The sequence below is a fragment of the Promicromonospora sukumoe genome, from assembly GCF_014137995.1.
Taxonomy (GTDB): Bacteria; Actinomycetota; Actinomycetes; order Actinomycetales; family Cellulomonadaceae; genus Promicromonospora; species Promicromonospora sukumoe.
Window position 1 is genome coordinate 1,371,059 of sequence record NZ_JACGWV010000001.1, and the last position, 21,569, is coordinate 1,392,627.

Genomic DNA, 21,569 nt, shown 5'->3' on the forward strand with positions numbered 1-21,569 from the left:
CTCTTCGATCAAGGGACCGGGTGGGTTCGGTTCGGGTTGGTAGGGCCGACGGCGGCCTGGAGCACGCGGCCGAGCACGTCGAGCGCGCCCTGCCGGTCCAGGCTGCCGCCGGCGTCATGGCCGTTGGACGGCCAGACGGTGATGTCGTGCTGCGCCGCGTACTCGTTGTGCGCGGCGAACACGGTCTCCGGGGGAGTGATGTCGTCGTCCAGTCCGCAGGAGAACCACGCGGGGGCGTGGGCCAGCCGGGCGAAGTTCACGACGTCGAAGTACCGCAGCGTGGACAGCGCCCGCTCGCGGCGCGGGCGGTCCCGGGCCAGCAGGTCGGCCAGCTCCCGGTAGGGCCCCTGCGCGCTCAGCGCGAGCGCGCCCGGGAGGTCCGCGAGGAAGGGCGCCTGCGCCAGCACCGCCGCCACGTCGTCGGCGAGGTAGCCGGCGGCCAGCGCGATCCCCGCGCCCTGGCTGTTGCCGAGCACGGCCACGCGGGCGGGGTCGACGCCGGGCAGCAGCCGGACGGCGTCGACCGCCCGGGCCGCGTCGGTGAGCACGCGCCGGTAGTAGTAGCCGGCCGGGTCCGCCAGGCCGCGCGTGAGGTAGCCCGTGCTGTCGCCCCACGGGCCGTCCGGCGTGGACCCGTCGCCCTGGCCGCGGGTGTCCATGACCAGGTGGGCGTAGCCTGCGGCGGCCCAGGTCAGGTCGTCGATCGCGTGCCCGCGGCCCGCGCCGTAGCCGGTGAAGTGGACGACGGCGGGCAGCAGGCCGGCGCCATGCAGCTCGTCGCGGTGCCGCGGCAGCCGCAGCCACCCCCGGACCGGGTCGCCCCCGAACCCGGGGAAGGTCACGTCGAGCACCTCGATCGCCGTGAGCGGCGTCTCCACGGGGACGGCCGACGGCGGGGTGTCGAACCGCCGGGCCTCCGCGAGGGTGTCGCGCCAGAAGTCCGCGAAGTCGTCCGGGAGCTCCTGCGTCGAGCGGTAGGCGCGCAGGGCGGCCTCGCGGGGGTCCTGGCTGCTCATGGGGTAGCCCCGAACAGGTCCGCGGCCCGCACCGGGGCGCCGTCCGCGGGCAGGGTGTGCGTGCGCCCGCCGAAGCTCACGGTGACCTCGCGCGTCCCGGCGCCCACGGCGTCGTGCAGGCGCAGCGTGGCGGGGCGGCCATCGCTCCAGTCGAGGTCGACGGCGACGCCGCCGCGCGTGCGGACGCCGGTGATCCGGCCCTCGGGCCAGGCCGCGGGCAGGGCCGGCAGCAGCCGGACCGGGCTGTCGGGCGTGCCCTCGCCGGAGCCGACCAGCATCTCCGCGATCGCCGCGGCGAGCCCGTAGTTGCCGTCGATCTGGAACGGCGGGTGCGTCGAGAACAGGTTGGGCAGCAGCCCGCCCCACTCGGAGCCGTCCACGGGCGCGTCGAGGTCGGGGTCCCCGGGGAAGGCCCGAGCCGCCTCGCGCAGCAGGTCGCGCGCGGTCTCGCCGTCGCCCAGCCGGGCGCGCATCGCTATCTTCCACGACCACGACCAGCCCATGGCGCCCGGCCCCCGCACGTCCAGCGTGCGGCGCGCGGCCTCGGCGAGGCCGGGCGTGCGCCCGACGTCGATCACGTCGAGCGGGTGCAGCCCGATCAGGGGCGACAGGTGGCGGTGCTGCGGGTCGGTCGCGACGGCGTCGTCGCCCCACTCGGCCAGGGTGCCGTCGTCGGCGACCCGCAGCGGCGCGAGACGGGGGAGCGCGGCGCGGATCTCGTCGAGCAGCGGCTCGCCCGTCGTGCCCGCGACCTCCGCGGCGGCGAGCGTGCGCTCGAACGTCGCGCGGATCAGGGTCAGGTCCATCGCCGACGACGTCGACACCGCGCCCGTCGACCCGTCGGCCCGCAGGAACGAGTTCTCCGGCGACGTCGAGGGCGAGGTGCCGAGCGTGCCGCCCGCGCCCGTGACCAGCCAGTCCAGGGCGAACGCGCTCGCGCCCAGCAGCAGCGGCAGCACGCGCCCGGCCAGCTCGTCGCGGTCGCGCCCGTACTCCCAGCGCTGCCACAGGTGGTCCGCGAGCCAGAGCCCGCCCATCGGCCAGAACGCCCACGACGTCGCGCCGTGCCCCGCGCCGACGGGCAGCGCCCAGCCCCACGGGTCCGTGTTGTGGTGCGCCACCCAGCCGCGCGTCCCGTACAGCGCCGACGCGACGGCGCTTCCCGTGTGCGCCACCCGCTCGATCAGGTCCAGCAGGGGCTCGTGCAGCTCGCCCAGCCCGGTGCGCTCGGCCAGCCAGTAGTTCATCTGCGTGTTGATGTTGATCGTGTAGTTGGACGACCACGGCGGCCGCATCGACGCGTTCCAGATGCCCTGGAGGTTGGCCGGCGGGGAGCCAGGCCGCGACGACGACACGAGCAGGTATCGGCCGTACGCGTAGAGCACGCGGGCCAGGGCACGGTCGTCGCCGTCGGCGAGCAGGGGGCCGACGTCGACGGGCCGGTCGTCCACCGCGCCGATCTCCAGGCCGGAGCGGCCCAGGAGCGCCTGGGCGTCCGCCTCGTGCCGGGTGCGGAGGTCGGCGGAGTCCGACGTCGCGACCGCCTCCGCGCGCGCTGCCGCGCGCTCGGCGAGGTCGGCACGTGTGGCGGCCGGCTCGTGCCGCCACCAGCGGCGCGCGTTCGTCTCGGTCGTGACGGCCAGCAGGATGCGGCGGGCGCCCGTGACCACGACGTCGTCGCCGGACGGCGTTACGGCGCCGTCCGTGCGGAGCGCCACGGCCACGGCGGCGGCTGGGTCGAAGCCGGTCGCGGCCCCGTCTGCCGAGTCGCGCCAGACGTGCGCCACCGCCTCCGACTCGTGCTTCGGCGAACCGTCGACCGGCGTCTCCACCAGCAGGGACAGGTGCGCGCGGCCGCCGTCGGCCACCCGCGCGTCCGAGCCCACGACCCGCAGCGGCGACCGTAGGCGCAGCACCCCGGAGACCGGGGCGTCGGCGACGAGCTCGACCACGAGCGCGCCGTCGGCCGCGGAGACCCAGGTGGCCCGGCGGACGGGCACCCCGCCGAGCAGGAAGGACTCGTCGACCACGGCGGAGGACAGGTCGAGCACGCGCTCGTACCCGGTCACGTCCGCGGTCCCCAGGTCGAGGTCCAGGTCGCCGAGCGGCAGGAACTCCTGGCTCCACGGCCCCTCGAAGGTGCGCAGCAGCCGCTCCGCGGCGTCGTCGTCGTGCCGCGCGACCGCGTCGCGCACCTCGGCGAGGCGTTCGGGACCCGCGCCCCCGGCGACGACGGCGTCGAGCGCCCGCGCCGGGCCGTCCGGGGTGCCGGACCACAGGGACGAGTCGTTGAGGCCGATGCGCCCGCGAGCGTCGCCGAAGACCATGCCGCCGATCTCGCCGTTGCCGACGGGCGTCGCCTCGCCCCAGCGCGCGGCGGGGGCCGTCCAGCGCAGCCGGACCGGGCGGGTCGCGGCGCTCACTTGAGCCCCGAGAAGCCGATGGAGTCCACGATGCGGCGGCCGAACGCGAGGAACAGCACCAGCATGGGCAGCGCGGCGACCAGCGTGGCCGCCATCAGGCCGGCCCAGTCCGGCGCGGCCTGCGGCGAGGACTGCTTGAACACGGCCAGGGCGAGGGTGAGCGGCCGCACGCTGTCGTCGCTCGTGACCAGCAGCGGCCAGAAGTAGTCGTTCCAGGCGCCGATGAAGCCCAGGATCGACAGCGTCGTCACGGGGCCCGACGTCATCGGCAGCGTGATCTGGAACAGCACACGCAGGCGGCTGGCGCCGTCGATCAGCGCGGCCTCCTCGATCTCGCTGCTCAGGCCGAGCATGAACTGCCGCAGGAAGAAGATGTTGAACGCCGAGAACAGCGCGCCGGGCAGGATCAGTCCGCCGAACGTGTTCAGCAGGCCCAGGTCCTTGATGAGCACGAAGTTGGGCAGGAGCGTCAGGATGCCCGGCACCATGAGCGCCGTCAGCAGCACGGAGAAGACGAGGTCCCGGCCCGGCCACTGCAGGCGGGCGAAGGCATAGGCGGCGAGCAGCGAGAAGAACACGACCAGCACCGTCGAGAGCGTCGCGAAGATCAGCGAGTTCATCGCGAAGTGCAGGATGTTGATGCTGGCGCCTGAGCCGCCCTCGGCCAGCGACTCCGCGGATGTGGCGATGCCGAGCACGCGCCGGAACGCGCCGAGCGTGAAGTCCACCGGCAGCAGCGACGACGGGTGGGTGATCAGCGAGTAGTTGTTCGAGAACGACGTCCGCAGGATCCAGTAGAACGGGAAGAGCGTGACCAGCACGACGCCGCCCAGGTACGTCCAGGCGAGGGTGCGTCCCACGCTGAGGCGGCGGCGGGGTCCGGAGACGGTAGCGGATGCGGACATGCTGGTTCCTCAGTTCGTGTCGGACTCGTCGGCGCGCAGCAGGCGCATCTGCAGGAAGGTGATGGCGATGAGCATCGCGAACAGGGCGAGCGACATCGTCGCGGCGTAGCCGAACTCGAACTGGCCGAACGCCTTGTCGTAGATGTAGAGCTGGAGCACGTTCGACGCCCGGGCCGGGCCGCCTTGCGTGGTCACGGCCACGAGGTCGAACACCTGGAACGAGCCGATCACCGTCAGCACCAGCACCATCGCCAGCACGGGCCGCAGCAGGGGGAGCGTGAGACGGCGGAACATCTGGATCTCGTTGGCGCCGTCGATCCGGCCGGCCTCGTAGATGGTCGGCGGGATGGTCTGCAGGCCCGCGAACACGATGATCGCGTTGTATCCCATGCCCTTCCAGACGCTGATCAGCGCGATGGTGGGAATGGCCCACTTGCTGGAGCCCAGGAAGAACACGGGGTCGAGGCCGAGCTGGCGGATCGCGATGTTCACGATGCCGAGCTGGGCGTCGAGCATCCACGACCACGTGGTGGCCGCGACGACCCCGGAGATGAGGAACGGGAGGATGATGATGCCGCGCAGCGCGGTCGACGCCGTCAGCCGGTGCAGCACCACGGCCGTCGCGACCGACAGGGCCATGCCGATCACGACCGACAGCAGCACGAAGTACGCCGTCACGCCGAGGGAGTGCCAGAACACCTCGTCGGCGACCAGCCGCCTCAGGTTGTCCAGGCCGGTCCACTGCGGCGGGGTGAGCACCCGGAAGTCGGTGAAGCTCAGGTAGATGCCGCGCAGCGTGGGGTAGGCCGCGAACACGAGGAAGCCGACGATCGCCGGCGCGACGAGGACCCAGGCCAGCCGCGCGTCGCCGCGGTGGGCGGGCGATCCGGCGCGCCGCACCGGCCCTGTCGTACGGTCGCTCCCGGCCGCACGCGGTGCGCGCGCCGGGGTGGTGGTGGAGATCGCCATCGGCCTCATCCCTCGTCGTCGAGCGGCAGGAGGTAGGCACCTCGCTTGCCGCCGAAAGCGTAGGGCGACTAAGTTTCCGCTGTCAAGAAAGTCTAGTCGGGGTGGTGAAGATGTCTGCTGGTGAGGAATACGCCGTGCTGCGCGCGGCCGGAGTGTCGCTCGTGCTCGATCTCGTGGGGGCGGTGCCCCAGGTGCTGCACTGGGGTGAGGACCTCGGCGAGCTCGGCCCCGAGGGCGTCGGCGCGCTGCGCGCGACCGGGGTGACCGCGCGGGTCGCCAACTCGCCGGAGACGCCCCGGGCGCTCACGCTGCTGCCCGTCGAGCGGGACGCCTGGTCGGGCCTGCCGGGCATCGAGGGCCACCGCGGCGGCACGGCGACGACGCCGCGCCCGGAGCTCGTCGAAGCGAGCGTGGTGGTGCCGGACGGCGGCGTCGGCGGCGTCGTGCGCCTGAACCTGCGTGAACCGGTCGCCGACCTCGCGCTGGCGGCCGAGGTGGAGCTGGAGGCCACGGGCGTCCTGCGCGTGCGGTGGACCGTGACGGCGGGTGAAGCGGCGGGCGAGGTCTACGACCTGTCGCACGTCACGGCGCTGCTGCCGCTGCCGGCCCGCGCGGTCGAGGTGCTCGACTTCAGCGGGCGGTGGAGCCGGGAGCGGCAGCCGCAGCGCCTGCCGCTGGTCGACGGCGCGCACGTGCGCGAGGTGCGCCGGGGCAAGCCGGGGGTGGACTCGCCGTACCTGCTCGCCGTCGGCACGCCGGGCTTCGGCAACCGGTCCGGCGAGGTGTGGGCGGCCCACGTGGCCTGGAGCGGCGACCAGCGCTGGATCGCCCAGCGCCTGCACGAGGGCGCCGGCGCGCACGCGGCCGTGCTCGGCGGCGGCGAGCTGCTGCGCTCCGGCGAGGTGCGGCTGGCCGCGAGGGAGAGCTACACGGCGCCCGACGTGCTGTTCGCGTGGTCGGACGCCGGGCTGGACGGCATCGCCGACCGGTTCCACCGCCGCACCCGCGCGCGCCGTCCCCGCACCGGGCCGCAGCCACTGGTGCTGAACACGTGGGAGGCCGTCTACTTCGACCACGACCTCGCCCGGCTGGGCGAGCTCGTGGACCGCGCCGCCCGGATCGGCGTGGAGCGCATCGTGCTCGACGACGGCTGGTTCCGGGGCCGCCGCGACGACACGGCGGGCCTGGGCGACTGGCAGGTCGAGGCGGCCGTGTGGCCCGACGGGCTGGACCCGTTCGTCAACCGGGTGCGGCAGGCTGGCATGGAGTTCGGGCTGTGGTTCGAGCCCGAGATGGTCAGCCTCGACTCCGACCTGGCCCGCGAGCACCCCGAGTGGCTGCTGGCGCCGTCGGCCGGGGTGGGGACGAGCTTCCGCAACCAGTACGTGCTCGACGTCGCGCACCCCGGGGCGTACGCGTACCTGCTGGACGCGATCTCGGCGGTGGTGGAGCGCTACGGCGTCGACTACATCAAGTGGGACCACAACCGGGACCTGCTCGAGGCGGTGGTGCGCGACGGCGCCGGGGACCGGCCGGGGGTGCGACGGCAGACGCTGGCGCTGTACGCCCTGCTCGACGAGCTGCGCGAGCGGCACCCGGCGCTGGAGATCGAGAGCTGCGCGGCGGGCGGCGGCCGCGTGGACCTCGGCATCCTGGACCACACCGACCGGGTGTGGGCCTCGGACTGCAACGACCCCGTGGAGCGCCAGCAGATCCAGCGCTGGACGGAGGTGCTGCTGCCGCCGGAGCTGCTCGGCTCGCACGTCGGCGCGGCGCGGTCGCACACCACGCACCGCGTCACGGACCTGTCGTTCCGGCTGGTGACGACGGCGTTCGCCGCGCCGGGGATCGAGTGGGACATCACGGGCTGCACCGAGGACGAGATGGTGCGGCTCAGCGAGTGGGCCGCGTTCGTCACCTCGCGGCGGGGCCTGCTGCACGGGGGAGTGCGCGTGCACGCCGACCTCGCCGACGAGCAGACGCTGCTGCACGGGACCGTGTCCCAGGACCGCACGCACGCGCTGTTCGCGTGGGTGCGGCTGGCCAGCTCCGCCGGGCCGCAGGTGGCGCGGGTGCCGTTCCCGGGCCTCGACCGGGACCGCGACTACGTGGTGCGCCTGCCGGACGCGTTCGGCCCCATCGCCGTGCACGGGCGCGAGCCCGCCTGGATGGAGCGGGCCCGCAGCAGCGAGGGCTTCCGGGTGCCGGGCGCCGTCCTGGCCTCGGCCGGGGTGACGCTGCCGGTGCTGCAGCCGGCGTCGGGCCTGGTGCTGGAACTGACGGCGGCGTGACCGTGTCAGACGCTCAGGTCCCCCGAGGGGCCTGAGCGTCTGACATGTGGGGTGGGGTCAGCGCGTGAACCTGAACCCGTCGCTCCGGACCGGCGCGTCCGAGCCGTTCACCACCACGATGCGGTGGCTGCCCCGCTTGAGGTCGGACACGGAGTACAGCTCCTGCTGCGTGCGGCGGGCCGCGGTGGCCGTGTCGACCGTCTTCTTGAGCACCCCGTCGACGTAGACGTGCACGGGCCCCTGGTCGGGCGCCGTCGGCGCAACCCACGTGACGCCCGTGCCGGTGAACGTGAGGTCGGTCCACGCCTCGCCGGTCGCCGTGTGCACGTCGTCGGCGCCGTCACCGCGGAAGGCGAAGGTCAGCGCCGTGTCGCCCGCGGGCAGCGCCGTCAGGAAGTCCCCCGACAGCACGACCGCCTGACCGTCCGCGGTCCAGTCGGTGCCCTTCCGCAGCACGGTGTCGCCGTGCCGCACGTCGACCAGCTCGCCCGGGTCGCGGGCCAGCTCGATCCGGGTCGCCTCCGCCTGCGCGTCGGGCACGGCGATCGCGTTCGGCGTCACCAGGTTCTCCTGCTCGACGTCGATCCGGTCGAGCAGCATGAACCGCCCGCCCTTCTTCTCGATCCGCAGCGTGTGCTCGCCGTCCTCCAGGCCCGACGTCGTCCACACCGCCTGCTGGCTCTCGCGCGGCGTCCCCGCCGGCAGCGACACGTCGACCGTCTCGACGAGCTCGCCGTCCAGGTGGACCGCCACCTCGCCCTGCGACTCGTCGCGCTCGGTCACATAGGTCACGCCGGTGCCGCGGAACGTCAGCTCGAAGGCGTCGCCGTCCTTCTCGGTCCAGTGCACGTCGTCCTCGTGGTCGCCCAGGCTGCGCCCGGTGCTGTGGCTCCAGCTCCCGGAGTAGGCGATGTCGGACGCGTCGTCGTTCAGCTCGATAACCCTCTGGTCCGTGTCGCCCGGCGCGGGCGGCTCGTCGCCGTCCGCCACGACGGTGACCGCGAGGTCCTGCGACGTTGCCGCGACCTCCTGGTTGCCGTTGCGCGCCCAGTCGCCGCCGTAGCCCACCTGGAGCACGTCGTCGTTCACGGTCGACGCCGCGCTCGCGGCGGGCGTGACCCGCAGCAGGCGGACGCCGTGCGGCGGCACGTCGGTGGCCGTGAAGCCGCCGGTGAACGCGCCGAGGTTCTTCTTGGCCCAGACGTCGCGCACCTTGTGCCTGCCGTCGCTCAGGCCCAGGTCCGCCCAGGTCGCGGTCACGTCGGCGTCCGTCGAGCCGAGGTTGAACAGCCCGAGCACGTAGCTGCCGTCGTCCTGCAGCGAGTACCAGACCTGCCGCTTGCCCGACGTCGAGACCGGGTGCGCCGGGATCGCGGCCTGGTTGATCGCGATGACCTCCTCGTTGGTGAGCAGGTTCAGGCCGAACGTGTCGAGCCGGGTCAGGTCGTTGCCCGTGTACATCGGGGCCGCGGAGATGGCCCAGAGGCTGGTGGCCGTGCGGCGCTCGTCCTGCGTCAGGCCGTCCATCCGGCCGTTGCCGACGTTCAGCGAGTCGAGGTCGCCGAACCCGCCCGGGCCCGTGTGCCGCCACCACTGCTCCGCCTTGGGGAACAGGCGCGCGATGTTCGGCCAGGTGGTCAGGGCCTCGTTCTCGCAGTAGCACTCGACGTCCCAGTCGACCCGGAAGCCGTCGGCCTGCTCGCGCCAGTAGTCGGCGTAGGCAGGGTCGAGCGCCCAGGAGAGCTCGAACCAGATGTCGCGGCTGTGCAGCGCGTCCGACCAGGCGGCGACGTCGCGGCGGGCGTCGAGCGACAGGTCGCTGATGCCCGAGCCGGGGGTCACGCTGTCGAACTTGACGAAGTCGACGCCCCAGTCGCCCAGCAGGGCGCCGATCGAGTCGATGTACTTGGTCGTGCACGGGTTGTCGAAGTCGAGCGCCCAGCCGATGCCCCAGTAGTCGGCCTTGGTGAGCGGCTGCTTGACGATGTCTCCGGTGCTGCACCCGGGGGCGTCCCAGATGGGCAGGTCGGCCTCGTAGACCTCCGGCCCGATGCCCGGGATGAAGTACAGGCCGAACTTCTGGCCGTTGTCGTGCACGTGGTCGATGACGGCCTGGAGCCCGTCGGGGTACAGGGTCGTGCTCGGGACCGGGCGGCCGTGGTCGTCGAAGCCGTCGTTCCAGCCCGCGTCCACGTTGATGCGGTCGTAGCCGTAGCGCTGCAGCTTGGTGTGCATGGCGTCCGACTGGGCGGTGAGCTGGTCGGCGGTGATCCACCGCCCGTCGCCGCTGTAGACCTGCATGCTGAAGCTGCTCCAGCCCATGTACGGCGCCGTGGCGAGGTCGCCGGGCTCGACCCGGGGGATCGGGGCCGGGGGAGTCGGGGCCGGGTCGGCGGCCGCGGTGCCGCTTGCCGGGGCGGCCCCGGCGAGCACGAGGCTCGCGGCGGCGAGGCCGCACAGCGCCTGCCGCAGCAGGCGTCGAGAGCGGGTCATGGGTCTCCATCCTTGGGTCGAGGACGCGCAGTGGAGACGTGCGGAACGGCACTGTTCCAGCGCGCGGGACGTGGCCCGGGGGCGATACGTCCTTTTTTGACGCGCTCAAATAACCACACGACCAACCTCCGGCGCAAGGGCTGGCGCGGACTTGCTTGACAACGGAAAGAAAGTCCTGGAACGCTCGTCCCGCACCGCCCGCTCCGACACCCCCTGGTGGCCCCCATGCTCACGCGCACCGCCGCGCCCGGTCCCTGGACCCTGCACCTCGACACCCCCGGACCCGACGCCGACCAGGCGGTCCTTGCCGGCCTGCCCGTCGCCGCGACGGTGCCCGGCACCGTCCACACCGACCTGCTCGCCGCCGGCCTCATCGACGACCCGTACCTCGACCGCAACGAGCTGCTCACCCCGTGGATCGGGCGCTCGCGGTGGCGGTACGAGACGACGCTGCCCGCTCCGGGGGCGCCCGGGGAGGCCGACGCCGAGCGCACCGACCTGGTGCTCGACGGGCTCGACACGCTCGCCACGGTGTCTGTGGACGGCGTCGAGCGGCTGCGGACCCGGAACATGTTCCGGTCCTACCGGGTGCCGCTGGACTCTGTGGACGCAGCGCACGTCGCCGTCGTGTTCGACTCGCCCTGGGGCCCCTTCGACGCGCTGGACGACGAGGCGCGGCGCGCGTTCGACTCGCCGTCGGCCCACATCCGCAAGATGGCCTGCAACTTCGGCTGGGACTGGGGCCCCACGCTGGTCACCGCCGGTATCTGGCGCCCCGTGCGCATCGAGTCCTGGTCGGTCGCGCGCCTCGCCGAGACCCGCGTCGAGGTACGGGCCGAGCGGGGCGGCGGGCACGACGGCGCCGGCTGGCGCGGCGTCGTCGAGGTGGGCGTGGAGCTGGAGCGCACGTCGACGGCGCACGACGCCGAGCTCGTCGTCCGGGTCGCCGGCGCCACGGCGAGCGTCGTCGTGCCCGCGGCGGAGACCTCGGCGCAGGTCGTGGTCGAGGTGCCCGTCGCGGACGCCGACCTGTGGTGGCCGCGCGGCTCCGGGGCGCAGCCGCTGCACGACCTGGAGGTCGAGCTGCTCGACCACGAGACGGGTGAGCCGCTCGACCGCGACGACCGGCGCGTCGGCTTCCGCTCCGTCGAGGTGCGCCGCGAGGCCGACGCCGACGGCGAGTCGTTCGCCTTCGTCGTCAACGGGCGCCCCGTCGCCGCACTCGGCTTCAACTGGATCCCCGACGACTGCTTCCCGCACCGCGTGACGCACGACGACGTCGCCGCCCGGCTGTGCGACGCCGCCGAGGCGAACGCCAACATCCTGCGCGTGTGGGGCGGCGGCCTCTACGAGTCGGACGACTTCTACGCGCAGTGCGACGAGCTCGGCTTCCTGGTCTGGCAGGACTTCGCCTTCGCGTGCGCGCTGTACCCGGAGCACGAGTGGATGCTTCAGGAGGTCGAGGCGGAGGCGCGCGAGAACGTCGTCCGCCTGATGTCGCACCCCTCGCTGGCGATCTGGAACGGCAACAACGAGAACTGGCTCGGCTGGGACGACTGGGGCTGGAAGGAGCGCCTCGGCGACCAGCCGTGGGGCGAGCGCTACTACCTGGACGTGCTGCCGCGGGTGGTCGCCGACGTCAGCCCGCACGCCTTCTACTGGCCCGGCAGCCCGTACTCCGGCACCCCCGAGGTGTACTCGAACGACCGCTCGCGCGGCGTGGTGCACCTGTGGGACGGCTGGAACGAGCAGGGCTACCAGGTCTTCGCCGACGACCGGCCGCGGTTCGTCTCGGAGTTCGGCTGGCAGGGTCCGCCCGCCTGGCGCACCCTGACCGATGCCGTGCACGACGACCCCCTGCTGCCGGACTCCCCGGGCGTGCTGCACCACCAGAAGGCGGTCGACGGCTCGCTCAAGCTGGCGCGCGGCCTCGCGCCGTACTTCGACGAGCCCGCGGACATGGCCGACTGGCACTGGGCGATGCAGCTCAACCAGGCGCGCGCCCTGACGTTCGCGATCGAGCACTTCCGCTCGCTGCGGCCGCTGAACATGGGCTCCATCGTGTGGCAGCTCAACGACTGCTGGCCGGTCGCGTCCTGGGCCGTGGTGGATTCCGCCGGGCGCCGTCGGCCCGCCTGGTTCGCGGTGCGCGCGGCCTTCGCGCCGCGGCTCGCGACGATCCAGCCGCGCGACGGCGAGCTCGCGCTCGTGCTGGTCAATGACGGCCACGAGGAGTGGGCTGGCTCGGCGATTGTCCGCCGGGTGGGCCTCGACGGCCGGGTGCTGGCCGAGCAGCCGGTCACGTTCGCCGTCGGCCCCGTGGCGGGCCAGACCCTGACGCTCGACCCGGCGCTGTCCGCACCGGGCGACGCCGCCGCGGAGGTCCTGGTGGCCGACGTCGACGGCGCGGCCCGGGCGTTCCGGTACTTCGCGGTGGACCGCGAGCTCGCCTACCCGCGCCCGCGGCTGGAGGTCAAGGCGGTGCCGGTCGACGGCGGCGACGTCGAGGTCACGGTCACCACCGACACGTTCGTCCGGGACCTGACCCTGCACGCCGACCGGCTCGGCGCCGGCGCCGCGGTGGACGAGGCGCTGGTCACGCTGCTCCCGGGGGAGTCGGCCACGTTCCGGGTCACGGGGGTAGGGGTGCTCGCCGGGACGCTCGCGGCCCCGGTCCTCCGCCACGCGGCCGACCTGCTCACCTGACCCCGCCCGAACGTGTCAGACGCACAGGTCCCTCGAGGGACCTGTGCGTCTGACACGTGAGGAGGGGGTCAGTGGAGCGCGGTGCGGGAGGCGCGACCGGTGGTCGCCATGGTCCTCGGTCCGAACGGGGTCCAGTCGACCGACGAGTCCAGCATCCGTGTCAGCCCGATCCGACCGACGGGCACCTTCTCGGCCCGGACAAGATCCTCCAGGTCCTTGTCCCACTTGTCGGTCGTCGCGACCACGAGCCGGGTCGTGAACGGGGCCTTGTCCGAGGCCGACAGGAAGGCGGCGACATCCGCCTCGGTCAGGGACTCGGCCGGATCGTGGAATGCGCAGTGCACGGCCGCCAGGCGCTCCGTCCCCTGCTCGCGTGCGACGAGGTCGATCCCGTTGCCCGGGCCCTCGCGCTCGGGCCACTCGCCCCACGACCACACCGTGTCGAACGTCGCCGCCCATTCTTCGTCAGCCCGCAGGAAGGCCTTCATCAGCTCCTCGAACTTCGTGTCCCGTTCCGGTTCCGGCCGGAACACGTAGTCGTCGAGCAGGTCCTCGAGTGCGGTCATGCGGTCATCCTGTCAAGAGAGGTGCCCCGCCGCACGAGGACGGGCGGCGCCGCGATCTCTCGCGACGCCGCCCGTGGCGGTCGATGGGGTGGGGGTCAGCGGTCCTTGTCGGGCGCTTCCCCGGCGAGGGTCAGGTAGACCTCGCGGCGGGCCTTGTCGAGCAGTGTGGTCACACTGGCCACCTGCTCGGGGGTCCCGGTGCGGGCGACCTGCTCGACGGCGTCGGCCAGCGCGCGCAGCTCGTGCCGCAGCTCGCGGCCGTGGCCGTGCCCCACCTGCTCCCAGGGTGTGCCGAGCTCGTCCTTGTGCTGCTCGACGTAGGCGGTGCCCTCGTCGGTCAGCGTGGCGAGCTTGCGGCCGCCCTCCTCGCCGATGGCCACGAGGCCCTCGTCGGCGAGCAGGGAGAGCGCCGGGTAGACCGCGCCGGCGCTGGGGCGCCAGCGGCCGTCGGTCCGGTCCGCGAGCTCGCCGATGATCTGGTAGCCGTGCATGGGCTGCTCCGCCAGGAGCAGCAGGATCGCGGCGCGGATCTCGCCGCGCCCGGCGCGGCGCGGGCCGCGGGGGCCCCGCCGTCCGCCCTCGTGGTGGCCGCCGCGCGGTCCGCGCGGGCCGAAGCCTCCGGGACCGCCGGGACCGAAGCCGCCGGGGCCGAAGCCGCCCGGGCCGCCGGCCATCGCGAACGCGGGGCCGTAGACGGGGCCGAACATCGGGCCGTCGAACGACGGCAGGAAGCCGCGGCGGCCGCGGCCACCACGTCGGCCGGAGGAGCGGGGGGTCTGGGGGTTGTCGTCATGGGTACGCATGGTGTGTCTCCTACGAGTTCTGGTGTCGTGTTCTGGTGTCGCTGCGGGGCGAGGCGGTGCGCTGTCGCGCACTACGGCGTCTCGTCGATCCCGCCGATCGGGAGCGGATGCTGCTCGACCGACGCTCTAAAGATAGATCAAAGATATATCGTTACGCAACCCCCAGGTTCTCGGCGGGGCGGAACCGTGGGTGCGAGTGGGTGGTCGCCGTCGTAGCGTCGAAAGCCGGCGGGCACGTCGTGCCTGGCTGAACCCGCACTGGAAGGAGCCGGCATGAGCGAGCACGGCAGGCACATGGCCCCGAAGGACGACGCCGGGTCCCGGCGGGACGAGACCGAGGTGTCGAAGGAGGACGCCGACCGCCTGAAGAAGGACTCGGCGGAGGCCGCGGGCATGGAGCTCCCGGGGGAGGACCCGGAGGACAACCCGGACCTGGAGGGTGAGGACCGGTTCGACGCCGGATGAGCCGCCCGGGCGGGTGACCCGGGCCGGGCGCGGTGGCGTGACCTCGCGGAATGCCGCCCGCCCCGCCCGCGTTGCCCCGGGCATGGACTTCAACCAACAGATCGTCGACACCTTCCGCGCCAACGGCGGCGAGGTCAACGAGCCCGTGCAGTTCGGCAAGAAGCTCGTGCTCGTGCACGTGCCCCGCAATGACGGCAGCCTGCGGATCGCGCCGCTGGCCGCCATCCAGGACGACGACGTCCGCTACATCGTCGGCAGCGCCGGCGGCTCGCCAAAGCACCCGGCCTGGGTCTTCGGCCTGCGGCGGGTCGAGGAGGTCGACATCGAGGTCCCCGGCGAGCCCGTCGAGACGCTGCGCGTCAAGGTCGAGGAGGTCACGGGCGACGAGCGCGACGCGATGTGGGCGCGCTTCAAGGAGTTCTCGAGCGGCTTCGCCGGCTACGAGAAGACGGCCGAGGGGCGGGCCTTCCCGATCTTCCGCCTGATCGCCTGACCTACCGGTCGGCGGCCTGGTCGCCGGGCCCGGCGAGGAACTCGGTCATCTCGTCGGCGCCCGGGAACCGGGTCGTCCCCGGTTCGGCGAACCACTCGACGAGCCCGGCGGCCAGGTCCCGCAGCGCGACGTTGCGCTCGTTGGACGCCGTCCGCAGACGCTGGAGGGCCTCCTCCTCGCTTGCCCCGTACGTCACCATGACCACGCCCTTGGCCTGCTCGATCGACGCCCGGCTCTCCGCCGACGCGCGGATGGAGGCCGTCGCCTCGCGCTGGGCCTGCTCCCGGTCGGCCTTGGTCACGTCGATGAAGTAGCCGTAGAGCTCCGTGATCGAGCCCGAGTCGGGGTCGCGCCGGGACTGGCCGGTGACGGCGAGCGTCCTGGTGCGGCCCTGCGCGTCGACGATGCGGTGCAGCGAGCTGAACGGCTGGCCCGTGGCGGCGGCGTTGCGCAGCACGTGGTCCACGCGCTCCCGGTCTTCGGGATGCTTGTGGGCGAGCACGAGCTCCGTGGTGGGCACCACCTCGCCCGGACGGAACCCGTGCATCTCGAAGATCTCGTCCGACCAGGCCCACCGCCCGGTGACCAGGTCGAGCCGGTAGCGGCCGACGGGCGCGCGGTGTCCGGGCGCGAGCGCCGCCTCGACCGCCGCGGCCGAAGGCTCTGAGTCGTTCACGCGTGTCCCGTCGATGGACGTCGGTGCTTTTCACCTCCCACTGTGCACCCTGTGTGGCCCAAGAGCCAGGAACGTGCCACAACTTGCCGGGCGTGGGCGATCTCACGGCACTTTGTGCCCCGGATATCGCCACTACACCAGCCAAATCGCGACTTATCCGCTTGGATGGGTGAATATCCCCGACCCGACGGCAAGGAGACGCGCGCGATGACCCAGGCAGCCCAGGTCGGCACCGTGTACCAGAACAGCCAGGAGCTCCTCGAGGCCGACCTGCCGCACCTCAGCGTCGCCCTGGACGCGAGCGGGTACGCGATCCAGCGGGACCGGGACGGCAACTGGTACAGCGTGTCCTCCGTGGGCCCCTCCGACCTCGCGGGCGTCTACACGGTGATCCACCTGCCCGCCGAGCCGCTTCCCACCACCTACGGGTCGGTCGTGATCACCGACAACGGCACGCCGTTCATGCGGCGCTGGGACGCCGCGACCGACGAGCGCTTCGGCGTCGAGCACTGGATCGGGCCCGATGGTCTGACCGTGACCGACGGCCACCTGCGCCACCTCGGCATCTCGCGGGCGTGGGACGCCGCGGTGCCCAACGGCACGTCGCGGCTCGGCGGCCGACGGCGGCGCTCGCGCGCGGACCCGGGGGCCGGCCGCGACGAGCCGCGTCCGCGGACGCCCTCGGCGTCGTGACCGGCTACTCGTACGTCTCGGTGTCGTAGGTGTCGGTCCAGGCGGCGACGTCCACCCCGTGGTTGTCGGGGGAGGCCAGGGTCCACCACGCCGGGGCGCGGGAGTCGTCCACGAGCCGCCCGCCCGCCGCGAGCGCGGCGTCGACGCGGGCGCGGGCCTGGTCGGCGGGCACGGAGACGTCGACGTGGGTGCGGCCCCGGCCCTGCAGGTCCCCGCGCAGGGTCTGGAACGAGAGCTGGGGTCCGCGGCGCAGCGGGTCCACGGCGTCGACGTCGCCGGAGGCGTCGTAGCCCAGTGTCGCGGCCCAGAAGGGGCGCGCGTCCGCGCCGGAGTGCTGCGCGACGGCGAGGTCGACGCTCTGCACGAGCGAGACGTCGGGGACGAGGCCCAGCTCGGCGGCGGCCGCGGACACGGCGGCGGCGAACGCGGGCGCCCCAGCCTGGATGTGGTGCGCGCCGCGGTACGGCACCCGGACGACGACGGCCTCCGGCCGCAGGTCGACGTCGGGCAGCACGCCGAGGTGCGCGGCCTGCGCGACGACCACCGGTACGAGGTGCGCGGCGTCGGCCAGGGAGCCGGACGTGAACACGGCCTGCGGCCCCCATGCGTTGACGCGCCAGTCGCCGACGCCGGGGTGGCGGTGGAACTGTGCGGCCGAGATCCCGGCGGCGCCGTCCTGCGTCTCGCTCATGATGTTGTCCTCTCCTCGTGGACGGCGTGGGCCGCCGCCTGGGCGATGTTGCGCTGCATGCCGCCGAACACGATGCCGTGGAACGGGCTGATCGCCCACCAGTAGAGCTGCCCGGGCAGCCCGTGCGGCAGGAAGACGGCGCGCTGCCGGAACGTCGGCCGGTCGGCGTCGGCGTCCTCGACGGACAGCTCCAGCCAGGCCAGGCCGGGCAGCCGCATCTCGGCGCGCAGCCGCAGCAGCCGGCCCGGGACGATCTTCTCGACCCGCCACCAGTCGAGCGCGTCGCCGGGCGCGAGGTTGTGCGGGTGCCGTCGTCCGCGGCGCAGCCCGGGCCCACCGAACAGGCGGTCCATGGCGCCGCGCGCCACCCAGCCCAGGCGCCAGGAGTACCAGCCGTGCGCGCCGCCGATGCCCTCGATCACGGTCCAGAGTGCCTCGCTCGTGGTGTCCACGCGGCTCGACCGGTCGTCGACCAGGAGGCTCCCGCCGGCCCAGTCCGGGTCGTCGGGCAGCGGGTCGGAGGGGGCGCCGGGCACCGAGGCGGACAGCCAGCTCGTGCGCACGTCCAGGTCCCGGATGCGGGCGAGCGCGAGGCCGACCGCCTTGTCGAAGCCGGTCAGTCCCTCGGGCGGGTCGGGCACGTACTGCTTGATGTCGTCCTCCTGGGCCACGACCTCGTGCACGAGCGACCCCACCAGGGGCTTCGCGATGCCCGGCGGCACGGGCGTCACCAGGCCGACCCAGAGGCTGGCCAGCCGCGGCGTCAGGACCGGGACGGCGCGGATCACCCGCGGGCGCAGCCCGGCGACGGCGGCGTAGCGCTGCATCATCTCGCGGTAGGTGAGCACCTCGGGGCCGCCGATGTCGAAGCCGCGGCTGACGTCCGCGGGGATCTCGGCGGCGCCGACGAGGTAGCGCAGCACGTCGCGCACCGCGATGGGCTGGATGCGGTTGTTGATCCAGCGCGGCGCGACCATCGCGGGCAGCCGTTCGGTGAGGTAGCGCATCATCTCGAACGACGCGCTGCCGGAGCCCAGGATCACGGCGGCGCGCAGCACGACGGTCGGCGCGCCGCCGTCGAGCAGGATCTCCTCGACCTCGCGGCGGGACTCCAGGTGGGGCGAGAGCCGCTCGCCCTCGGGGTAGAGGCCGCCCAGGTAGACCACGCGGCCGACGTCGAGCTCCCGCGCGACGACGGCGAAGCCGCGGGCGGTGCTGCGGTCGCGCTCCGCGAACCCGGCGCCGGCCCCGAGCGCGTGGATCAGGTAGTAGGCGACGTCGACGCCGTCCAGCGCCCGGCGCAGGTCGTCGCGCGAGGTGGCGTCGCCCTCGACCACCTCGACGGAGCCGGCCCAGTCGCGCGAGGCGATCCGTTCGGGGTGGCGCGCGAGCACGCGCACGTCGTGCCCGGCGGCGAGCAGCTCGGGCACGAGCCGCCCCCGATATACCCGGTTGCTCCGGTCACGAGGACGTAGGACATGGGACGACACCAACCTTTCCGCAAAACAGGAAGCCGAGCGATTTACTAGATAGGCTAGGCATATTCGCCGGGCGGTTGCCTGCTGGGGCAGGTACAGGGGGACGCCCGGCCCATCGAGGAGGGCTCCATGGCACAGGGCACGTCGCACGACACATCGCACGACCGGTTGCAGCAGATCGTCGTCACCGTCAGCTTCGTGGTCTGTGTCATCGGTTCCATGATCGGCGTGGGCGTGTTCGGTGGCACGTCGGTCAACGCGGCGGCCGGGGGAGCGCTCGACACGGACGCCACGCTGCTCGCCCCGGCGTCCGCCGCGTTCTCCGTGTGGACCGTCGTCTACGTGGGGCTCGCCGGGTACACGCTGCTCCAGTGGTTCCCCGCCCCCACGGCCGAGGCGCAGGCGCGGCAGCGTCGCCTCCGGCTCCCGGTCGCCGGCACCATGCTGCTCAACGCCGCGTGGATCCTGGTGGTCCAGGCCGGGCTGCTCTGGGTGAGCGTGCTCGTCATCGCGGCGCTGCTCACGCTGCTCGTCCGGGTCTTCCTGATCCTGCTCCGCACCAGCGCGCACGGGTGGCTGGACCGTGTGCTGGTCGACGGCGTGCTCGGCATCTACCTCGGCTGGGTCTGCGTGGCCACCGCCGCCAACATCGCCGCGGCGCTGACCAGCGCCGGGTTCGACGGCGCCGGGCTCGCCGCCGACTGGTGGGCCGTCGGCGTCCTCGCCGTGGTCGGCGTGATCGGCGTCGTCCTGGCGGTGCGGGGCAACGGGCCCGTCGCCGTGGCCCTGGCCATCGCGTGGGGCCTGTCCTGGATCGCCGTCGAGCGGTGGGACGGAACCCCGTACTCCGCCCCGACCGCCGCCGCGGCGCTCGCGGCCGCCGTGGCCGTGCTCGGCGTGACCGCCGTCGTGCGGGTGCGCGCCGTGGCCCGTGCGGGAACCTCTGCCTGAGGGTTCCCGCACGGGCGGTACGGACCTTCCGGCTCAGCCGGCTCGCGTGAGCCGGAAGGTCTGGGCCGCGGAGCCGGTGCACGGCTGCTGCGTGAACCGGGTCCCGTCGGCGCCCGTCGCGGCGCCCAGGGTCAGGCAGGCGCCGCTGTGCCGCGCGGTGAAGGTGACGCCGCCGTTCGTCGTCGTCGGCCGCCACTGCTGGTTGGTGCCGCCCACGTAGGACCAGAGGTGCACGGACGCGCCCGCGGCGACGGCCCCCTGCCCGCCGGAGACGTCCCAGACCTTGCCCGCGTGCTGGTTGGCGACCTGGTAGTAGCCGCCCGTCGTGGGCGTGAAGCGCCAGCGCTGGTTCGCCTGCGCGGTGCCGCCGCAGGCCCACTGCTGCAGGCCGGTGCCGTCCGCGGTGCCCCAGTCGGCGGCGTCGAGGCACTTGCCGCTCGCCGACGAGGCGACCTGGTACCAGGAGGCGGGGTCCGGGTCGGCCGGGGTGGTGGTCGTCTGCGGGTCCCAGGTGTAGGTCGCGACGGCGCGGCCCGGCAGGGTGTGGGTCAGCGAGCGGCCCTCGTCCGTGATCGAGAACGTGCGGCTGCCCGAGGAGGCGTTCACGACGTAGGCCACGCGCGTACCGTCCGGGTTCTGGTAGACGACGTTCTGCAGCCCGCCCGGCTGCTCGGTGGTGGAGCCGATGCGGCGGGCGCCCGCGTCGACGAACTTGGTGAGGTGGCCCAGCACGTAGAACTCGGCGTTGCGCGTGACGTTGCCACCGGCGATCTGGACGACGCCGTTGCAGCGCGTGCCGCAGTGCCCCTGGTGCGGGCCGCCGCTCTGGTCGAGCGCGAGGTTCCAGCTGATCGTCGTCTCCCCGCCGTTGCGCATGTTGCGCACCACGAGGTTCTCGGCGTGCCAGACCAGGGTGTCGCCGAACGTGTTCGCGGCGTTGTCGCTGTCCGTGCCGGAGCACTCGGTGAAGTAGACCCGCTTGCCCGCCGAGACCACCTGGGCCTGCGCCTCGGGCGAGCCGCCGTAGCAGTGGAACGCCGCGCCGACGACGCGCGAGATGCCCTGCGTGCCGGAGAAGACCTCCAGCGGGTAGTCGGGCCGGTCCCAGTTGTGGTCGTAGGCGAAGATCTGCGTGCCCAGCCCGGCGCTGGTCAGCCGGGCGTCGAGCACCCGCAGGAACTGCGCCTGCTCCGCCGCGGACATGCTCAGCGAGGGGTAGCTCGTGGCGAACAGCGGCTCGTTCGCCACCGTGAGGTCGCTCAGGTTCACGCCCTGCTGCGCGTACGCCTGGATCGCGCGCACCAGGTAGTCGGCGTAGTCCCCGTAGTTCTCGGTGCGCAGGCTGCCGCCGTTCAGGGAGCCGCCCGACTTCATCCACGCGGGCGGCGACCACGGGCTGCCCATGAAGCGGATGTTCGGGTTGACGGCCAGCGCCTGCCGCAGGACGGGCAGGATCTGCTGCTGGTCGCGGGCGATGCTGAACTGCCCGCGCGTGTCCTCGTAGGTGTAGAAGCCGCCGGAGTTGAAGTCGGTGCTGCCGAGCGGCTGGCGCAGGTAGTTCAGGCCGATGCCGTCGCCGCTCCGGGAGAACAGCGACCGCATCAGGCTGTCGCGGGTGCCGGCGGGCAGGCCGCTGATCAGCGACGCCGACGCCTCGGTGACGGACGCCCCGGCGCCGGTGAAGCGCTGGGCGACCTGGCCCGGGCTGACCCGGATGTCGGTGGCCTGCGGGCCGGTGTCGAAGGCGAGGGTGCCGCCGTCGGCCAGCCTGCGGCTGCCGTCGGCGGTGGTGACCCAGACGTGTGCGCTGGTCGGGGCTGCGGTGGCCGGCGCGGCGGCCGGGCCGAGTCCGACGGCGCCCACGGCCAGGACGCTCAGCGTGGCGAGTGCTGTCCGGACGGGCCCGGACCGGGTGGTGCGCGTCATTGCGACTCCCATCGGTGGGTGGAA

General features: G+C 73.5%; 17 protein-coding genes. 6 read left to right on the forward strand and 11 right to left on the reverse strand.

From position 1 onward, the window contains the following. Positions 1–8 precede the first annotated feature (8 nt). Genes FHX71_RS06015 through FHX71_RS06030 form a run of 4 tightly spaced genes read right to left on the reverse strand, consistent with a single transcriptional unit; the run spans position 9 to position 5,313 of the window. Positions 9–1,016: an acetylxylan esterase gene (locus FHX71_RS06015; RefSeq protein ID WP_182614867.1), complete on the reverse strand. Its 1,008-nt coding sequence runs from the start codon at positions 1,014–1,016 to the stop codon at positions 9–11. Next, positions 1,013–3,439 (reverse strand): glycosyl hydrolase family 95 catalytic domain-containing protein, encoded by a 2,427-nt coding sequence (locus FHX71_RS06020; RefSeq protein WP_182614868.1) that lies wholly within the window; start codon positions 3,437–3,439, stop codon positions 1,013–1,015. The genes FHX71_RS06015 and FHX71_RS06020 overlap by 4 nt, the downstream gene beginning before the upstream one ends. Continuing rightward, entirely contained in the window at positions 3,436–4,344 is a 909-nt protein-coding gene (locus FHX71_RS06025; RefSeq protein WP_182614869.1) for a carbohydrate ABC transporter permease, read from the reverse strand. Before FHX71_RS06025 ends, FHX71_RS06020 begins: the two co-directional genes overlap by 4 nt. Before the next feature lie 9 nt (positions 4,345–4,353). Then, positions 4,354–5,313 (reverse strand): carbohydrate ABC transporter permease, encoded by a 960-nt coding sequence (locus FHX71_RS06030; protein ID WP_182614870.1) that lies wholly within the window; start codon positions 5,311–5,313, stop codon positions 4,354–4,356. 110 nt (positions 5,314–5,423) lie between these two features. Here FHX71_RS06030 and FHX71_RS06035 point away from each other — a divergent pair, with 110 nt between their 5' ends. Further along, positions 5,424–7,604, forward strand: coding sequence for an alpha-galactosidase (locus tag FHX71_RS06035; protein WP_182614871.1), 2,181 nt, complete (start codon positions 5,424–5,426; stop codon positions 7,602–7,604). 57 nt (positions 7,605–7,661) lie between these two features. Here FHX71_RS06035 and FHX71_RS06040 read toward each other — a convergent pair whose 3' ends face one another. Further along, complete coding sequence (locus FHX71_RS06040) at positions 7,662–10,097, reverse strand: X2-like carbohydrate binding domain-containing protein (RefSeq protein ID WP_182614872.1); 2,436 nt, start codon at positions 10,095–10,097, stop codon at positions 7,662–7,664. Positions 10,098–10,322: 225 nt separating this feature from the next. On the opposite strand from FHX71_RS06040, the gene FHX71_RS06045 reads away from it, so the two are divergent. Beyond that, positions 10,323–12,803, forward strand: coding sequence for a glycoside hydrolase family 2 protein (locus tag FHX71_RS06045; RefSeq protein ID WP_182614873.1), 2,481 nt, complete (start codon positions 10,323–10,325; stop codon positions 12,801–12,803). Between the two features lie 68 nt (positions 12,804–12,871). Here the strand turns inward: FHX71_RS06045 and FHX71_RS06050 are convergent, their stop codons facing one another. Together FHX71_RS06050 and FHX71_RS06055 are read right to left on the reverse strand one after the other, a co-directional pair. Then, positions 12,872–13,369: a restriction endonuclease gene (locus FHX71_RS06050; protein WP_182614874.1), complete on the reverse strand. Its 498-nt coding sequence runs from the start codon at positions 13,367–13,369 to the stop codon at positions 12,872–12,874. A 95-nt stretch (positions 13,370–13,464) separates the two neighbouring features. Then, a complete protein-coding gene (locus tag FHX71_RS06055; RefSeq protein ID WP_182614875.1) occupies positions 13,465–14,172 on the reverse strand; it encodes a PadR family transcriptional regulator in 708 nt (235 codons plus the stop codon). 273 nt (positions 14,173–14,445) lie between these two features. Between FHX71_RS06055 and FHX71_RS06060 the strand changes: the two genes are divergently transcribed. Together FHX71_RS06060 and FHX71_RS06065 are read left to right on the forward strand one after the other, a co-directional pair. Continuing rightward, positions 14,446–14,637 carry a hypothetical protein gene (locus FHX71_RS06060; protein WP_182614876.1) on the forward strand — a complete coding sequence of 64 codons (192 nt, stop codon included), beginning with the start codon at positions 14,446–14,448 and terminating at the stop codon, positions 14,635–14,637. A 37-nt stretch (positions 14,638–14,674) separates the two neighbouring features. Further along, positions 14,675–15,130, forward strand: coding sequence for a nitroreductase/quinone reductase family protein (locus tag FHX71_RS06065; RefSeq protein WP_220489521.1), 456 nt, complete (start codon positions 14,675–14,677; stop codon positions 15,128–15,130). 1 nt (position 15,131) lies between these two features. Here FHX71_RS06065 and FHX71_RS06070 read toward each other — a convergent pair whose 3' ends face one another. Further along, a complete protein-coding gene (locus FHX71_RS06070) occupies positions 15,132–15,806 on the reverse strand; it encodes a PAS and ANTAR domain-containing protein (RefSeq protein ID WP_182614877.1) in 675 nt (224 codons plus the stop codon). 207 nt (positions 15,807–16,013) lie between these two features. Between FHX71_RS06070 and FHX71_RS06075 the strand changes: the two genes are divergently transcribed. Then, a complete protein-coding gene (locus FHX71_RS06075; RefSeq protein WP_182614878.1) occupies positions 16,014–16,499 on the forward strand; it encodes a hypothetical protein in 486 nt (161 codons plus the stop codon). Positions 16,500–16,503: 4 nt separating this feature from the next. On the opposite strand, the gene FHX71_RS06080 is transcribed toward FHX71_RS06075, so the two are convergent. Both FHX71_RS06080 and FHX71_RS06085 read right to left on the reverse strand, forming a co-directional pair. Then, positions 16,504–17,190: a VOC family protein gene (locus FHX71_RS06080; protein ID WP_182614879.1), complete on the reverse strand. Its 687-nt coding sequence runs from the start codon at positions 17,188–17,190 to the stop codon at positions 16,504–16,506. Continuing rightward, positions 17,187–18,620: an SDR family oxidoreductase gene (locus FHX71_RS06085; RefSeq protein ID WP_312876939.1), complete on the reverse strand. Its 1,434-nt coding sequence runs from the start codon at positions 18,618–18,620 to the stop codon at positions 17,187–17,189. The genes FHX71_RS06080 and FHX71_RS06085 overlap by 4 nt, the downstream gene beginning before the upstream one ends. 177 nt (positions 18,621–18,797) lie before the next feature. Between FHX71_RS06085 and FHX71_RS06090 the strand changes: the two genes are divergently transcribed. After that, positions 18,798–19,619, forward strand: a complete 822-nt coding sequence (locus tag FHX71_RS06090; RefSeq protein ID WP_182614880.1) for a TspO-related membrane protein — start codon at positions 18,798–18,800, stop codon at positions 19,617–19,619. 33 nt (positions 19,620–19,652) lie between these two features. On the opposite strand, the gene FHX71_RS06095 is transcribed toward FHX71_RS06090, so the two are convergent. Beyond that, on the reverse strand, positions 19,653–21,545 hold the full coding sequence (locus FHX71_RS06095) for an RICIN domain-containing protein (RefSeq protein ID WP_182614881.1): 1,893 nt from the start codon (positions 21,543–21,545) through the stop codon (positions 19,653–19,655). Positions 21,546–21,569: the final 24 nt, after the last annotated feature.

Coding starts and splice junctions, on each gene's coding strand:
- FHX71_RS06015 (WP_182614867.1), bottom strand. CDS start 1,016: ATGAGCAGCCAGGACCCCCGCGAGGCCGCCCTGCGCGCCTACCGCTCG.
- FHX71_RS06035 (WP_182614871.1), top strand. CDS start 5,424: ATGTCTGCTGGTGAGGAATACGCCGTGCTGCGCGCGGCCGGAGTGTCG.
- FHX71_RS06055 (WP_182614875.1), bottom strand. CDS start 14,172: ATGCGTACCCATGACGACAACCCCCAGACCCCCCGCTCCTCCGGCCGA.
- FHX71_RS06090 (WP_182614880.1), top strand. CDS start 18,798: ATGGCACAGGGCACGTCGCACGACACATCGCACGACCGGTTGCAGCAG.
- FHX71_RS06050 (WP_182614874.1), bottom strand. CDS start 13,369: ATGACCGCACTCGAGGACCTGCTCGACGACTACGTGTTCCGGCCGGAA.
- FHX71_RS06080 (WP_182614879.1), bottom strand. CDS start 17,190: ATGAGCGAGACGCAGGACGGCGCCGCCGGGATCTCGGCCGCACAGTTC.
- FHX71_RS06060 (WP_182614876.1), top strand. CDS start 14,446: ATGAGCGAGCACGGCAGGCACATGGCCCCGAAGGACGACGCCGGGTCC.
- FHX71_RS06075 (WP_182614878.1), top strand. CDS start 16,014: ATGACCCAGGCAGCCCAGGTCGGCACCGTGTACCAGAACAGCCAGGAG.
- FHX71_RS06025 (WP_182614869.1), bottom strand. CDS start 4,344: ATGTCCGCATCCGCTACCGTCTCCGGACCCCGCCGCCGCCTCAGCGTG.
- FHX71_RS06030 (WP_182614870.1), bottom strand. CDS start 5,313: ATGGCGATCTCCACCACCACCCCGGCGCGCGCACCGCGTGCGGCCGGG.
- FHX71_RS06095 (WP_182614881.1), bottom strand. CDS start 21,545: ATGACGCGCACCACCCGGTCCGGGCCCGTCCGGACAGCACTCGCCACG.
- FHX71_RS06045 (WP_182614873.1), top strand. CDS start 10,323: ATGCTCACGCGCACCGCCGCGCCCGGTCCCTGGACCCTGCACCTCGAC.
- FHX71_RS06040 (WP_182614872.1), bottom strand. CDS start 10,097: ATGACCCGCTCTCGACGCCTGCTGCGGCAGGCGCTGTGCGGCCTCGCC.